We start from the raw sequence: 13,766 nt of genomic DNA on the forward strand, positions 1-13,766 counted from the left end.
TCAGAGGCTCCGTGGATCGGCGATGGCGCCGGCCAGCGCGGCCGCGACGGCGCTGGCCGGGCTGGCGAGGTGGGTGCGCGCGCCCGGTCCCTGGCGGCCGACGAAGTTGCGGTTCGAAGTCGAGACCACGCGCTCGCCCGGCGCCGCCTGCTCGCCATTGGCGGCCACGCACATGCTGCAGCCCGGCTCGCGCCATTCGAAACCGGCTTCGCGGAACAGCCGGTCCAAGCCTTCGCGTTCGGCCGCGCGCTTGACGTTCTCCGAGCCCGGCACCACCCAGGCCCGCACATGCGAGGCCACGCGCCGACCGCGCAGCAGCGCCGCGGCCTCGCGCAAGTCCGACAGCCGCGAGTTTGTGCAAGAGCCGATGAACACGCGGTCCACGCGCTGGCCCTGCAGCGGCGCGCCGGCCGCGAGCCCCATGTAGTCGAGCGCGCCCTGCCAGGCCTGGCGCTGCGAGGCGTCGGTGGCATCGGCGGGATCGGGGATGCGCGCGTCGATCGCGATCGCATGCTCCGGGCTCGTGCCCCAGGTCAGCGTGGGCGCCACGGCGCTCGCGTCGATCCGTGCTTCGCGCGCGTAGACCGCATCGGGGTCGCTCGGAAGGCCGCGCCAATACGCAGCCGCTTCGGCGAAGCGTGCCTCGGGCGGCGCGAATTCCCGGCCGCGCAGGTAGGCCTCGGTCTTCGCGTCGGGCGCCACCATGCCGATGCGCGCGCCCAGCTCGATCGAGAGATTGCACAGCGTCATGCGCTGCTCGATCTCCATCGCGCGCACGGCCTCGCCGGCGTACTCCACCGCGAAGCCCGTGCCCGCGCTCGCACCGAGCCGCGCGATCATCGCGAGTGCGAGGTCCTTGGCGCCCACGCCGTCACTTGGCAGTCCGTCGAAGTGCACGCGCAGGGTGCGCGGCCGGCGCAGCACCAGCGTCTGGCTCGCGAGCGCATGCGTGACCTCGGACGAACCCACGCCGAAGGCGATCGCACCGAGAGCCCCGTTGGTGCAGGTGTGGCTGTCGCCGCAGATCAGCGTCATGCCGGGCTGCACGATGCCGAGTTCCGGCCCCATCACATGCACGATGCCCTGGCCGGGCTGCCCCAGGTCGAACAGGCGGATGCCGGCGCCGCGCGTCAGCAGCTTGAGGCCCTGGTACAGATGCACGCCGCCCGCGAAGCTCTGGCCGGTGCGGCCCGGCGCGCTCGAGACGGCATGGTCGGGCGTGGCGAAGGCCAGCTCGGGATTGCGCACCGGCAGGCCGCGCTCGGCCAGCTCGCGCAGCCCGGCGGTGCCCGAGAGGTCGTGCAGCAGGTGGCGGTCGATGTGCAGCAGGTCCCAGCCGTCGGGCAGGGGCTGGACCACGTGCGCGTCCCAGACCTTGTCGAACAGCGTGCGCGGCGCGGTGGCGGAGGGCGTCGTCATGGCCGTCATTCCGCCGCCTGGAAGCGCGTGCGCAGCGCATCCCACTCCGCGGCGCCCAGGCGCCGGAAGCGCTCGGCCACGCCGGGCGCATGGGCCGAACTCGGCGGCTGGCCCGTGCTGCGCAGGGCCGACAGTGCCTGTTCGCAGGCCGAGGCGGCGGCGCCGATCAGCAGGCTCGGCAGGATCGCGAGGCGATAGCCCATCTGCTGCGCCGTCGCGAGGTCCAGGTCGGGCGTCTTGCCGCCGCGCACGATGTTGAGCAGGCACGGTCCCTCGACCCGCCGCGGGATCGCGGCCAGTTCCTCCATCGACTGCGCGGCCTCGACGAACACCATGTCGGCACCGGCGGCCAGCGCCTCGCGCGCGCGCTCCACCGCCTCGTCGAGCCCGAGCATCGCGCGCGCATCGGTGCGCGCGATCACCAGGAAGGCCGGGTCGCGCCGGGCGGCGAGGGCGGCCCGGATCTTGGCGACGAACTGGTCGCGCGGAATCACCTCCTTGCCGTCGAGGTGGCCGCAGCGCTTGGGCGCGACCTGGTCCTCGATGTGCAGCCCGGCCACGCCGCGCATCTCGTACTCGCGCACGGTGCGCGTCACGTTGAGCTCGTTGCCGTAGCCGGTGTCGGCATCGGCGATGACCGGCACGCCGACCGAGCGCGCCAGCACGCCCGCGGCCTCGGCCATCTCGTTCATCGACAGCAGGCCGTAGTCGGGAAAGCCGCGCGCCGCCGAGGCGCCGGCGCCGGTCATGTAGACGCAGGCGAAGCCGGCCGCCTCGACCATCTTCGCGGTCATGCCGTCATAGGCGCCGGGGGCGACGACGAGTTCGGGGCGGGAGAGCAGCTGGCGCAGGTCGTGGGCGGTGGTCATGGAGCGAGGCATCGAAGTGATTTAGTGATGACATCATAATGCTATAACCTTTCGACGTTGTTAGGGTATGCCTGAATGGGCGGGCACAATCGGCCGAACGCGCGGGCGGCCCGCGCCGCCGAAGCACTGCTCTCCATGGACACACCGAACCCTTCCCAACTGCGCCGCGAACCCGGCACCGCGCTGCACCGGCAGCTCTTCATGGTGCTGCGCGACCAGATCGCCCAGGGCGCCTATGGCGTGGGCGAGCTGATTCCGGCCGAGGATGCGCTGTGCGCCCAGTTCGACGTCTCGCGCATCACCGTGCGGCGCGCGGTGTCGGACCTGGAGCACCTGGGGCTGGTCGAGAAGCGGCCGGGCCGCGGCACCTTCGTGCGCGCCGTGCCGCGCGCGCAGCGCCCGCAGCCTTCGTTCGGCCTGATCGAATCGCTGGGCCGGCAGGCGCGCGAGACCGAGGTGACCGTGCTCAAGGTCGAGACGGCCCTCGCGCCGCCGACAGTGGCGCAGCAGCTGCAGCTGGAGGCGGGCGCCGTCGCCGTTCACGCGGTGCGCCTGCGTTCGGCGCATGGCACGCCGATGATGGTCACCGATGCCTGGGTGCCGCAGGAAGTCGGCCGGCACGTGACCGCCTCCGAGTTGCAGAAGCGCGCGCTGTTCGAGATCCTGATGGCCGAGGGCATCAAGTTCGGCCGCGTGATCCAGGAGGTGACCGCCGTCGCGGCCGACCCCGTGCTCGCGGGCCTTCTGCGCGTGGACCTCGGCGCGCCGCTGGTGCGGCTGGTGCGCCTGCTGCACGACCGGCGCAAGCGGCCGGTGCAGTACATCACCATCCATTTCACGGGCGAGCGCAGCCGCGTGCTGATGGAGGTGCCGGCCGAGGCGGTGAACACCATGGGTGCAGGGCAGATCGTGCATGACCTGGAGCTGCCTTAGGGCTGAGCCCATGTTCGAACCCTACCTGCAGCGCTGGGACCTGGTCCCCGACGGCGAACCCTTCTTCTCGTTGAGCGGCCATCTGCTGCCGGTCCGCGCGCGGGGCCTGCCGGCCATGCTCAAGCTCTCGCACCAGCCCGAGGAGATGGCCGGTGCGGCGCTGATGGCCTGGTGGGACGGGCAGGGCGCGGCGGCCGTGCTGGCGCAGGCCGGCGAAGCGCTGCTGATGGCGCGCGCCCAGGGCACGGCGTCGCTGGCGCGGATGGCCAGAAGCGGGCAGGACGACGAGGCGACGCGCATCCTCTGCGAGGTCGCCAAGCACCTGCATGCCCCGCGCGACAAGCCGCTGCCGCCGCTGGTCCCGCTGACGCGCTGGTTCGCCTCGCTGTGCGCGGAGGACGCCGGCCACGCGGGCGTGCTCGGCGCATCGGCGCGCACCGCGCGGGCGTTGCTGGCCGCGCCGCGCGAGGCCTGCGTGCTGCATGGCGACATCCACCACGGCAACGTGCTCGACTTCGGCGCCGAGGGCTGGCTCGCGATCGATCCCAAGGGGCTGGTCGGCGAGCGCGGCTTCGATGTCGCGAACATCTTCTGCAACCCCGACGATGCGACCGCGCTCGCGCCGGGCCGTTTCGAGCGGCGCCTGGCCATCGTGGCCAAGGCCGTGGACATCGAGCGCGAGCGCCTGCTGCAATGGGTGCTCGCCTGGGCCGGCCTGTCGTCGGTCTGGATGATCGAGGACGGCGACGAGCCCGGCGGCACGCTCGAGGTCGCCAGGCAAGCGGCCGCGGCGCTCGGCATCGCACATTGAGGCGCCGCCGAAGAGCGCGGTGCCCGCTACCCGGCCTCGAGATCCAGATCGAAATTCAACTCGACCTTGAGCCCCAGCGGATCGCTGAGGAAGACCTGGTGCAGCGAGGTCCCGGTCAGCGGCGTTTCGCTGAAGGGCACCTTCGCCGCGCGCAGCGCCTGCCGCGTGGCTTCGAGGCCGCGCGCCTTCAGGGCCACGTGATCGAAGGGGCCGCACTCCCGCGGCGGCGACACCGCTCGCAGCGCATTGAGATGCACGATCGCGTGCCCGTCGGCATACAGCCAGTAGCCGGGATGACGCAGCGCGGGACGATGCCCTTCCTGCAGCCCCAGCGTGCCCACGTAGAAGTCGCGCAGCGCGGGCAGGTCCTCGACCGCGCAGCCGACCGTGAAGTGATGGATGGCGCCGACTTCCATGTTCATGCGGCGCTCCCGGGCACCGCCGCGCCGCGGCACAGGATGGCGTTCATCACCTCCTGCAGCGTGGTGCGCGGGTCGTCGGCGCCTGATGGCGAGCGCCAGGCCACATGGCCGTCGGGCCGCACGAGGACCGCGCCGTCTTCGCGCAGGCCATAGGCCGCGAGCCAGTCGCCACCGTCCTCCTCGCGGATTTCGTCGCCGATCACGGCGTTTGTCACACGAGGCCCTTCGAGCCGGTCCGCGGCGGCTCGCCAGGCCGAGCCCGCGGGCGCGGTGAGCAGCACGAAGCCGCGGCCCAGCAGGTCGGTGGTCGAGAGCTTCCGCGAACCCTTGCGCAGCGCGACATGGGGCGCGCGGCAGCCGGGCGCGGCGCTCGGCACATAGGCCTCGATCGCGTCCGCGACCGGCGCGGGCTCTTCCTGCGACACGACCGCGCGCGATGCGTAGCGCGCGCCGAACACCAGGCCGATCTCGTTGAGGAACTCCTTGCGCGGCAGTACCGCTTCGGTCTGCCGCGCCGTGCGCCCCATCGACAGCGCGTTCAGCAGGCTGGTATGGGTGACGGCCTCGCCGACCGGGCGGCGCTCGGCATCGTAGCTGTCGAGCAGCGCGTCGCCGGCCTCGCCGCGCAGCACCGCGGCCAGCTTCCATGCGAGGTTCTGCGCATCCTGCACGCCGGTGTTGAGGCCGAAGCCGCCGGTCGGCGGCATCTCGTGCGCGGCATCGCCGGCCAGGAACACCGGCCCCGCGCGGTAGCGCTCGGCCACCATCGCCGAGGCCTTCCAGGCGCTGACGCCCAGGACCTCGACGGCGAGGTCGGCTACACCCACCGCGCGGCGCACGATCTCGGTGCTGAACGCGGGCGTGAACTGTTCCGGCGTGAAGCCGTAATGCGACAGCGAGGTGACCAGGAAGCCCCAGCGGTCGCTGCCGTTGATCGTCAGGAAGGTGCCGCGCAATTCCGCCTGCTCGATCAGGTACAGCGCCGCCGGGCGCTCCGCGATCCAGGGCGTGAGGTCGGCACGCAGGTGGATGTTGATGCTGTCGTAGACATCGGCTTCGCCGCGCCGGCCGATCCCGAGCTGCTGCCGGATGCGGCTCTGCGAGCCGTCGGCGGCGATCAGGTAGCGTGCGCGCACCTGTTCGCCGCGGCCCTCGGCATCCTCGATGGTGGCGGTCACGCCGTCGGCATCGCAACTCAGTTCGCGCAGCGCGGTGCCGAAGCGAAGCCTGCCGGCGCCGGCCGTCTCCGCGCGCTGGCGCAGCACCGGCTCGAGGATGTCTTGCGAGCAGCCGCAGTTGCCGGCGATCGACAAGGCCTGGTTGGCGGCCGATCCGCGCCCGGGATGCAGCCGCTTGATCTCGCGGCCGGCCAGGCTTTCGGACCAGAGGATGGTGCCGCCGAAGCGATCGGGCATGGCGACGGCGCGGATCGCGTCCTCCAGATCGATCTGGCGGTACATCTCCATGGTGCGGGCATTGAGGGCCCGCGCCTTGGGAAGGATCGCGGTGCCCGGATGGCGCTCGACCAGCAGCGACTCGATGCCGAACAGCGACAGATACAGGGATGCGGTGAGGCCCACGGGACCGCCACCGACGACGAGGACCGGTACATCAATCATCGAACGAAGACTCCATGCGCCCTGCGGCGCGGAACAGGGGGAGGGAAAAGGAAACGGGGTTCACGCCAGGAACTCGCGCAGATGCAATGCGAGCGCCTCGGGTGCCTGAGCCGTGCCCAGGTGGCCCACGCCGGGCAGCAGCACCGAGCGCGTGTCGCGGATGTGCTGCGCCAGCGAGAGCGTGAGCGCGGCCGGCACCACGCGATCGAGTTCGCCCGCGACGAGCAGCGTGGGCCGATCGATGTCCGACAGCGCGAGAGCGGGCAGATCGCCGACGACCGCGGCCCGGCGATCGGACCGCGCGGAGCGCGCCGGTGCCGCGGCGAAATGCGCCCTGAAGGCAGGATGCTCGGCCAGGAAGGGCGCGGGAAAGAACAGCGCCGCGAGCTGCTCGGCGCTCGCGGGCAGTTGTGCGCGCAGCACGGCGATCTCGCGCGCCACCTCGGCGTTGGCCTGCGCGAGCGAAACGGGCAGGGGCCAGGTGCTCGCCAGCACGAGCCGGCGCACGGCCTTCGCATGGCGGACCGCGAAGGCCTGCGCGACCCGGCCGCCGAACGAGGTGCCGAACACAAAGGCGCTCGCGTGCCCGAGGGCCTCGAGCAGTCGCATCGCATCGTCGGCGAGATCGATCAGCGTCGGTGCCCGCTCGGGGCCGGACGTGTCGCCGCAGTCGCGCTGGTCGTAGCGGATCACGGTGTAGCGGTCGCTCAGCGCCGGCAGGATGCGCGCGAACTGGCGGCGGCTGCCTTCGGCACCATGCAGCATCAGCAGCGGCGGTCCTTCCCCCGCCACCTCGAAGGCGGTGCGGACGTCGCCGAGGTCGATGAATTCGGGCATGGCGGCTCCTAGCCGATCTGGATGTCGAGCGGCGGCAGCAACCGGCGGTAGCGCCCGATCTCGGCCGTGACGTAGGCCTTGAACGGCTCGGGCGGCATCAGGTCGGGCTCGTCGCCGTTGTCGCGCATGTAGGCGATCAGCGCGGGCGTGCGTGCCGCCTTGACGATGGTGTCGTGCAGCGCATGCACCGCGTCGGGCGCCATCTTTCCGGGACCGAACAGGCCCGACCAGGCCGGGATGTCCTCGACCGTGAAGCCCTGCTCGGCGAAGGTCGCCACCTCGGGCAGCAGCGCCGAGCGCCGGCCGCCCGAGATCCCGAGCGCGCGCAGGCGGCCCGCGCGGATCTGCGAGCCCGCGGTCGACGGCGCGAGGAAGGCGCAGTCAACCGTGCCCGCCAGCAGGTCGTTGGTCGGCGAGCCCTTGAACGGCACGTGCAGCAGGTCCACGCCCACGCCCTTGCCGAAGAACACGCCCATCACGTGCGTGGTGTTGCCCACGCCCGAGGAGCCGAAGCTCAGCTGGCCCGGCCTGGCCTTGGCGGCGGCCACGAACTCCGCGAGCGAGCGGTACGGCGACTTCTCGCCGACCAGCAGCGCGAAGCCCGAGGACAGCGCCAGCCGCGTGATGGGCAGCAGGTCCGCGACCGGGTCGAAGGGCAGCTTCTTGATCAGCACCGCGCTGGTGGTGTAGCCGCCCGTGGTGTAGAGCACGGTGTTGCCGTCGGGGCGCGAACGCGCGACGTCGACCGAGCCGAGCACGGTGCCCGCGCCGGGCTTGTTGTCGACGATGACGGTGCGCCCGCTGCTCTTGACGATCGCATCGCCCAGCACGCGCGCCGTCACGTCCGTGCCGCTGCCCGCCGAGAAGGGAACCACGATGCGAAGCGGCTGCTCCTGCGCCCGCACCAGCGCCGGCGCGAAGGTGGCGGCCGCGGCCGCCCCGAGGAATGTTCTTCGATCACATGCCATCTGCTTGTCTCCGTTCTTGTGAAGTCCGGCGCGCCACCCGGTGGGCGGTGGCGGCAGCGGACGGCGCAAGATTAGGGACGCGCGCGGCGCAGGTCCAAGTGAATTTTCTGACCGCCCCCATAACGAAGCGGCATGGCCCGGCGCGGCCTGCTCAGGACAGCTGGGCGTTCGGCCAGTGGCCTTCGCGCACGTGCCGCTCGATCACCGTGCGCAGCACGCCCATCACGCCTTCGGTGGCGCGCGACGCGGGACGGTCCGAGGCGCGCGCGAGCACGCGGTGCAGGAACAGGCCGTCGATCGGAACGGCGCGCAGCCGCGATGCCGCCAGGTCCTCCTGGACCGCCGCCGCGAAATGGGCCGTGAGCCCGACGCCGTCGAGCACGAGCCGGCGCGCCACCTCGGCGGTCTCGACCTCGACCACGCGATGCAGCTCGAGCTTGGCGCGCGCGGCGGCCGCCTCGAGCTCGAGCCGCACGCCCGACTTCACGAGCCCGGTCATGATCAGCGGCACGCCGGCCAGGTCGCGCATCCGGATCTTCGGTTTGCGCAGCCGGGGATCGTCGGGCAGGCCGATCAGGCAGATCTGTTCCTTCAGCAGCGGCAGGGTGCTCAGGTTCGATCGCTCGATGGGCTCGATCAGCAGCGCGATGTCGACCTCGCCCTGCGCCAGCATGGTCTGCAGCGACGGCGCGAAGCCCTCGATGAAGCGCAGCCGGACTTCGGGCAGGTACTGGAGCACCGCCTTGGTCAGCAGCACCGTGAGCTGCTGCGCGAGACCGGGCGAGAGCCCGATGGCGACCGGCCCGCGAGGCTCCCGCTGCCGGGCCAGCAGGTCGGACTTGATCTGGTCGACGTAGCGCAGCAGGAACAGCGCCCGCTCGAGCAGCAGCCGCGCTTCATCGGTCGGCGCCGCGCCGCGGGCGTGGCGCTCGAACAGCTGGACGCCCAGTTCCTCCTCGAGCAGGCGGATCTGCCGGCTCAGCGCGGGCTGCGTCACGTGCAGGATGCCCGCCGCCTTGCCGTAGTGCTGCTGGGTCGCGAGCGCGACGAAATAGCGGAGTTGCCTGAGGTCCATCGCGCTATCGTAGCCAGCGGGCGGCGGGAGCCGCGACGCCTCGGCATCGCTTCCGCGACACGGGGCCACGGTAGCATCCACCCCCATGCTCCCCAGCCTGCTCTCGACCTTCGCCGACCTGATCCTCTTCATGGGCCTGTCCTGGGCCATCTGGCGCGCTCTCGGCCGCTCGGTGCCGATCGCGGTGCTGCCGATCATCATCGGCCTGCTGCTCGCGGCCACTGGCGTGCTGCCCAAGGCCGCGGGCATTCCGTCGGCGGGCGGCGACTTCATCGGCTGGATCGGCGTGCTGCTGCTGGCCTTCACGGCCGGGCTCGAAACGCGGCAGACGGTGCACCTGCCGGGCGCGACCGATCTGCCGCCGGCGCGGCCCTGCGAGACGCTGCGCTTCGTCGCCAGCGCGGTGATGGCGCTGCTGCTGCCGTTCGCGGTGGGCACGCTGGCCGCCAAGCTCTGGTTCAACCACCTGCCGGGCTGGAGCGCGCCGCATGGCGGGCAGTGGTGGGGCGCGCTGGCGATCGGCCTGTGCCTCGCCGTGAGTGCGTTGCCGGTGCTGATCGGCATCGTGCGCGAGCTCGGGCCGCTGCACCGGCCGCTGACGCGCATCGCGCTGCGCATCGCGGTACTCGACGACGCGGTGCTCTGGATCGGCCTGGCGCTGCTGCTGCTGGCGGCCGAAGGGCAGGCGCTGCTCGCGGGCTCCTGGGTCAAGCCGGCCGCCGCGATCGCTCTGGCCGCGACGCTGGCGGGCATTGCCGCTGTCGCGCGCAAGGCGACGCGCGAGCCGCCGGCCTGGGCGATCTGGCTCGCGATGCCGCTGTTCCTCGCGGCCGGTGCCTGGTCGAGCTCGCAACTGGGCCTGCACGAGCTGCTCGGTGCCTACTTCGCGGGCGCGATCGTGCCGGCGGCCTGGTCGCGGCGGCTGCCGGTGGAGCGGCTGGGCCAGTTCGCGCTGATCGGCCTGGCGCCGGTGTTCTTCGGCCACAGCGGGCTCAAGATCGACGGCAGCGTGCTGGGCTGGGCCTCGCTGCAGGCCTCGGCCACGCTGCTGGTGCTGGCGGTGGCGGCCAAGCTGGTGGCGGTGCTGGCGTGCTCGCCCGCCAAGTGGCTGTCGCGGCGCGAGGCGCTCGCGGTGGGCACGCTGCTGCAATGCAAGGGGCTGATGGAGATCGTGGCCGCCACGATCCTGCGCGACAAGGGCCTGCTGTCGGAGCATGCCTTCGCGGCGCTGGTCACGCTCGCGGTGCTGTCGACCCTGCTGACCGGGCCCGCCTTCCGCTGGATCGTGCGGCGCGTGGCGCCGATGGAGCACGCCAACGGCCGTCCGGCCTCCCACTGAAGCGCGGGGCTTCTCGAAAGACTTGCCTGCCGTGCGCGCGGGACTGCTACAGTAGCGCGGACGACGCCGCAAGGCCTCGACATTGACATGGAGCAGTGAAGCTCCCAGCGGCCTTGAAGGCTGCTGGGGGCTTTTTTCATTGGGAGTCCAGACGTGACCGGATCCAAACCACAACCCTGGCGAGTCGGGGTGCTTTTCTCATCGACGGGCGTGACCGCGGCCGTCGAGCGCACGCAGCAGGCGGCGACCCTGCTCGCGATCGAGGAGGTCAACGCGAGCGGCGGGGTGCTCGGGCGGCCCATCGAGCCGGTGGTGCTCGACCCGGCCTCGCGGCCGCCGCGCTACCGCGAGCTGGCCAAGCAGCTGTGCGACCAGGCCGGCGTGGCCGTGATCTTCGGCTGCTACATGTCGAGCACGCGCAAGGCGGTGCTGCCGGTGGTCGAGGCGCATCGCGCGCTGCTGTTCTATCCCACGCTCTACGAGGGCTTCGAGTATTCGCCGAACTGCGTCTACACGGGCGCGGCGCCGAACCAGAACTCGGTGCAGCTGGTGCGCTACCTCACGAGCCATTTCGGCAAGCGGCTGTTCCTGATCGGCTCGGACTACGTCTACCCGTACGAGTCCAACCGGATCATCGCGGACCTGTTCCGCCAGGCCGGCGGCGAGGTGCTCGACGAGATGTACGTGCCGTTGCGCGTGGCCGACATCGACATGCCGAAGGTGATCCGGCGCATCGAGGCCGCGCAGCCCGACGTCGTCTACTCGACCGTGGTCGGCGACGGCATCGCGCGCTTCTACGAGGCCTACGGCGAGGCGGGCTTCGACCAGCAGACGCATCCGATCGCGAGCCAGTCGACGCAGGAGGCCGAGATCGCGCAGATGTCGGCGCGCGCGGCCGCGGGCAGCATCACGGCGGCGCCGTACTTCTCGACCCTGCAGACGCCGGCCAATCTCCGGTTCGTCGCGGCCTGGCGCAAGCGCTTCGGCACCGTGCTGCCGATCACGGCCTGTGCGGAGTCGGCCTACTTCCAGGTGATGCTCTATGCGCAGACGCTAGCGCGCGCGGGCAGCGACCGGCTCGAGGCGATGCTGCCGCACCTGCACGAGCACGAGTTCGACGCGCCGCAGGGCCGGGTGCGCATCGACCAGGAGAACCACCACACCTACCTCTGGCCGCGCGTGGCGCGCGTCGATGCGCAGGGCACGTTCCAGGTGGTGGACGATCCGGGCCTGCGCGTGAAGCCCGATCCCTACATGTACGAGAACCGGTTCGATCCGCTCGCGGGACGGCCGGCCTGAGGGAAGCGGAGGCGCCATGACCATTTCGCTGCTGCGCGAACTGCCCGAGCTCAAGATCGTCGTCGTCCATCCGCCGGACGAGGAGGGCGATGCCCTCGTCAGCCACCTGCGCCGCGTGGGCTGCATGGTCAGCATGGCCTGGCCCATGCCGGCCGCTGTGCCGCCCAATGTCGACGTGCTGTTCCTGCTGGTGGAGGGCGAGTCGCGCCAGGCCACCGAGGCCCTGCTCAAGTCGATGCCGCGGCCCGAGCCGACGGTGATCGCGATCGTCAACTACGAGGACCCGACCACCCTGCAGCTGGTGCTCGAGAGCGCGGCCTTCGCGGTGGTGCAGAAGCCGATCAAGCCCTTCGGCCTGCTCGCGCACCTGGTGACCGCACGCAGCCTGTGGGCCGAGCGCCAGGCCATGCTCAAGGAGAACCGCAAGCTGCGCCGCAAGATCACGAGCGACCAGGCCATGAGCCGCGCGAAGACGATCCTCATGGCTTCCAAAGGCATCAGCGAGGGCGAGGCCTACCAGGCGATCCGCGCGCAGGCGATGGCCAAGCGGCTGTCGATGGAACAGATCGCGAGTTCGATCATCAACATGGAAACCCTGTTGCACCCGTCGCCCTAACTCGCTAGCATGACTGCATCGAGTCGGTCCTCCGGCTCGGTGGTTGCATCCCCTTGATTCGTCAGGCGCCGATGCAGCCGGCACCGGGAACCATGTGTGTTCTCCGGTCCACCTGGCAATGAAGCCCACGCCGCGGTCCCCACCGCGTTGTGGGTTTTTTTTCGCCTGCGCCCGACAGTGCTGTCGGCTGGTTCCACCCATCGAGCTCTTCAACCATTCGTCAGCGCATGGTCGCTGCGTCACGTCCTGAGGTCCACCCATGTTGACAACCAACCGTCGCCACTTCCTCGTTTCCTCGGCCGCTTCCGCGGCTGCCCTCTCGTCGCCCGCGCTGATGCGCAGCGCCTACGCGGCCGACACCATCAAGGTCGGCGCGCTCTATTCGCAGACCGGCGGCCTCTCGATCGTCGAGAAGATGCTCGCCAACGGCGTGCGCATGGCCGTGGCCGAGATCAACGCCGCGGGCGGCGTGATGGGCCGCCAGGTCGAGGTGGTGCTCGAGGACGGCGCCTCCGACCCGAAGACCTTCAACGAGAAGGCCTCGAAGCTGATCACGCGCGACCGCATCGAGACCGTGTTCGGCTGCCACACCTCGGCCAGCCGCAAGGCGGTGCTGCCGGTGTTCGAGCGCCGCAACGCGATGCTGTTCTATCAAACGCACTACGAAGGCTTCGAATGCTCGAAGAACGTGGTCTACAGCGGCGCGGTCGCCAACCAGCAGCTGGCCAACTACGTGCCGTGGATCGTCGAGAAGCTCGGCAAGAAGAAGTTCTTCATCGTCGGCTCCAACTACGTCTATCCGCGCGAGATGTCGAAGGTCAGCAAGAAGCTGATCGAGCAGTCGGGCGCCAAGTGGGTGGCCGACGAGTACCTCGAGCTCGGCCATTCGGAGTGGGCCTCGGTGGTGCGCAAGATCAAGGAGTCGGGCGCCGACGTGGTGCTCTCGCACGTGGTGGGCGACTCGCTCGTGGCCTTCTACCGCGAGTACAAGAACCAGGGCATGTCGCAGGCCGCGGTGCCGATCTGCGCCACCGTGATCAGCGAGATCGAGATCGCGGCCATGGGCGGCGAGTACGCGGCCGGCAGCTACACCTCGGTGCCGTACTTCATGTCGATCGACACGCCGGCCAACAAGTCCTTCATCGAGCGCTACCGCAAGTTCGTCAACGACCCCAAGGCCGTGACCTACCACTCGCTCGAAGCCGCGTACTTCCAGGTCTTCCTCTGGAAGCAGGCGGTGGAGGCCGGCAAGGCCACCACGGCCGATGCCATCCGCGCCAACATCGGCGGCCAGAGCTACGACGCGCCCGGCGGCAAGGTGCGCATCGATCCCGAGAGCCTGCATGCCTGGGTCACGCCGCGCATCGGCCAGTGGCAGGCCGACGGCCAGAGCAAGGTGGTCGACGCGAGCCCGCAGCCGGTGCGGCCGCTGCCGTACTTCGCCTATGGCGAGACCGACGCCAACCTGATCTGCAAGCGCAACGGCGCCGCGCCGGTCAAGGCCTGAAGAGCCGGCCGCGGGCGCGGCGGCATGTGCCGTGCCCGCATTCACCCTCGAG

The 13,766-nt window shown here is 70.9% G+C and carries 13 protein-coding genes; 6 read left to right on the top strand and 7 right to left on the bottom strand.

Going from position 1 to position 13,766, the window contains the following annotated elements; translation table 11 throughout:
• Together leuC and AC07RV_RS02100 are read right to left on the bottom strand one after the other, a co-directional pair.
• Positions 1-1,419, bottom strand: a complete 1,419-nt coding sequence (gene leuC / locus AC07RV_RS02095) for a 3-isopropylmalate dehydratase large subunit (protein WP_296779853.1) — start codon at positions 1,417-1,419, stop codon at positions 1-3.
• Positions 1,420-1,424: 5 nt separating this feature from the next.
• Positions 1,425-2,288 carry an isocitrate lyase/PEP mutase family protein gene (locus AC07RV_RS02100; protein WP_296779856.1) on the bottom strand — a complete coding sequence of 288 codons (864 nt, stop codon included), beginning with the start codon at positions 2,286-2,288 and terminating at the stop codon, positions 1,425-1,427.
• 135 nt (positions 2,289-2,423) lie between these two features.
• Here AC07RV_RS02100 and AC07RV_RS02105 point away from each other — a divergent pair, with 135 nt between their 5' ends.
• Together AC07RV_RS02105 and AC07RV_RS02110 are read left to right on the top strand one after the other, a co-directional pair.
• Positions 2,424-3,221 carry a GntR family transcriptional regulator gene (locus AC07RV_RS02105; protein WP_296779859.1) on the top strand — a complete coding sequence of 266 codons (798 nt, stop codon included), beginning with the start codon at positions 2,424-2,426 and terminating at the stop codon, positions 3,219-3,221.
• A gap of 10 nt (positions 3,222-3,231) precedes the next feature.
• Positions 3,232-4,032, top strand: a complete 801-nt coding sequence (locus AC07RV_RS02110) for an aminoglycoside phosphotransferase family protein (protein ID WP_296779862.1) — start codon at positions 3,232-3,234, stop codon at positions 4,030-4,032.
• A 26-nt stretch (positions 4,033-4,058) separates the two neighbouring features.
• On the opposite strand, the gene AC07RV_RS02115 is transcribed toward AC07RV_RS02110, so the two are convergent.
• The 5 genes from AC07RV_RS02115 to AC07RV_RS02135 all read right to left on the bottom strand — a co-directional run bounded on the left by AC07RV_RS02115 (position 4,059) and on the right by AC07RV_RS02135 (position 8,953).
• Positions 4,059-4,454: a VOC family protein gene (locus AC07RV_RS02115; protein ID WP_296779864.1), complete on the bottom strand. Its 396-nt coding sequence runs from the start codon at positions 4,452-4,454 to the stop codon at positions 4,059-4,061.
• Complete coding sequence (locus tag AC07RV_RS02120; RefSeq protein ID WP_296779867.1) at positions 4,451-6,073, bottom strand: FAD-dependent monooxygenase; 1,623 nt, start codon at positions 6,071-6,073, stop codon at positions 4,451-4,453. Before AC07RV_RS02120 ends, AC07RV_RS02115 begins: the two co-directional genes overlap by 4 nt.
• Before the next feature lie 60 nt (positions 6,074-6,133).
• Positions 6,134-6,910 (bottom strand): alpha/beta fold hydrolase, encoded by a 777-nt coding sequence (locus AC07RV_RS02125; protein WP_296779870.1) that lies wholly within the window; start codon positions 6,908-6,910, stop codon positions 6,134-6,136.
• Positions 6,911-6,918: 8 nt separating this feature from the next.
• Positions 6,919-7,878, bottom strand: a complete 960-nt coding sequence (locus tag AC07RV_RS02130) for a Bug family tripartite tricarboxylate transporter substrate binding protein (RefSeq protein WP_296779872.1) — start codon at positions 7,876-7,878, stop codon at positions 6,919-6,921.
• Between the two features lie 151 nt (positions 7,879-8,029).
• Positions 8,030-8,953, bottom strand: a complete 924-nt coding sequence (locus tag AC07RV_RS02135) for a LysR family transcriptional regulator (protein ID WP_093345979.1) — start codon at positions 8,951-8,953, stop codon at positions 8,030-8,032.
• 85 nt (positions 8,954-9,038) lie between these two features.
• On the opposite strand from AC07RV_RS02135, the gene AC07RV_RS02140 reads away from it, so the two are divergent.
• From AC07RV_RS02140 to AC07RV_RS02155, 4 genes are all read left to right on the top strand, one after another.
• Positions 9,039-10,292 carry a cation:proton antiporter gene (locus AC07RV_RS02140; protein WP_296779876.1) on the top strand — a complete coding sequence of 418 codons (1,254 nt, stop codon included), beginning with the start codon at positions 9,039-9,041 and terminating at the stop codon, positions 10,290-10,292.
• Positions 10,293-10,445: 153 nt separating this feature from the next.
• Positions 10,446-11,591 (top strand): transporter substrate-binding domain-containing protein, encoded by a 1,146-nt coding sequence (locus AC07RV_RS02145; protein ID WP_296779879.1) that lies wholly within the window; start codon positions 10,446-10,448, stop codon positions 11,589-11,591.
• Positions 11,592-11,607: 16 nt separating this feature from the next.
• Positions 11,608-12,207 (top strand): ANTAR domain-containing response regulator, encoded by a 600-nt coding sequence (locus tag AC07RV_RS02150; RefSeq protein WP_057591909.1) that lies wholly within the window; start codon positions 11,608-11,610, stop codon positions 12,205-12,207.
• A gap of 259 nt (positions 12,208-12,466) precedes the next feature.
• A complete protein-coding gene (locus AC07RV_RS02155) occupies positions 12,467-13,714 on the top strand; it encodes a transporter substrate-binding domain-containing protein (protein ID WP_208510226.1) in 1,248 nt (415 codons plus the stop codon).
• Positions 13,715-13,766 lie beyond the last annotated feature (52 nt).

The sequence above is a fragment of the Variovorax sp. GW821-FHT09B01 genome, from assembly GCF_059418345.1.

Excerpts from the sequence above, each read along its gene's own strand:
- AC07RV_RS02125 (WP_296779870.1), bottom strand. The coding sequence starts at position 6,910 with ATGCCCGAATTCATCGACCTCGGCGACGTCCGCACCGCCTTCGAGGTG.
- leuC (WP_296779853.1), bottom strand. The coding sequence starts at position 1,419 with ATGACGACGCCCTCCGCCACCGCGCCGCGCACGCTGTTCGACAAGGTC.
- AC07RV_RS02140 (WP_296779876.1), top strand. The coding sequence starts at position 9,039 with ATGCTCCCCAGCCTGCTCTCGACCTTCGCCGACCTGATCCTCTTCATG.
- AC07RV_RS02115 (WP_296779864.1), bottom strand. The coding sequence starts at position 4,454 with ATGAACATGGAAGTCGGCGCCATCCATCACTTCACGGTCGGCTGCGCG.
- AC07RV_RS02110 (WP_296779862.1), top strand. The coding sequence starts at position 3,232 with ATGTTCGAACCCTACCTGCAGCGCTGGGACCTGGTCCCCGACGGCGAA.
- AC07RV_RS02100 (WP_296779856.1), bottom strand. The coding sequence starts at position 2,288 with ATGACCACCGCCCACGACCTGCGCCAGCTGCTCTCCCGCCCCGAACTC.
- AC07RV_RS02105 (WP_296779859.1), top strand. The coding sequence starts at position 2,424 with ATGGACACACCGAACCCTTCCCAACTGCGCCGCGAACCCGGCACCGCG.
- AC07RV_RS02155 (WP_208510226.1), top strand. The coding sequence starts at position 12,467 with ATGTTGACAACCAACCGTCGCCACTTCCTCGTTTCCTCGGCCGCTTCC.
- AC07RV_RS02120 (WP_296779867.1), bottom strand. The coding sequence starts at position 6,073 with ATGATTGATGTACCGGTCCTCGTCGTCGGTGGCGGTCCCGTGGGCCTC.
- AC07RV_RS02150 (WP_057591909.1), top strand. The coding sequence starts at position 11,608 with ATGACCATTTCGCTGCTGCGCGAACTGCCCGAGCTCAAGATCGTCGTC.
- AC07RV_RS02135 (WP_093345979.1), bottom strand. The coding sequence starts at position 8,953 with ATGGACCTCAGGCAACTCCGCTATTTCGTCGCGCTCGCGACCCAGCAG.
- AC07RV_RS02130 (WP_296779872.1), bottom strand. The coding sequence starts at position 7,878 with ATGGCATGTGATCGAAGAACATTCCTCGGGGCGGCCGCGGCCGCCACC.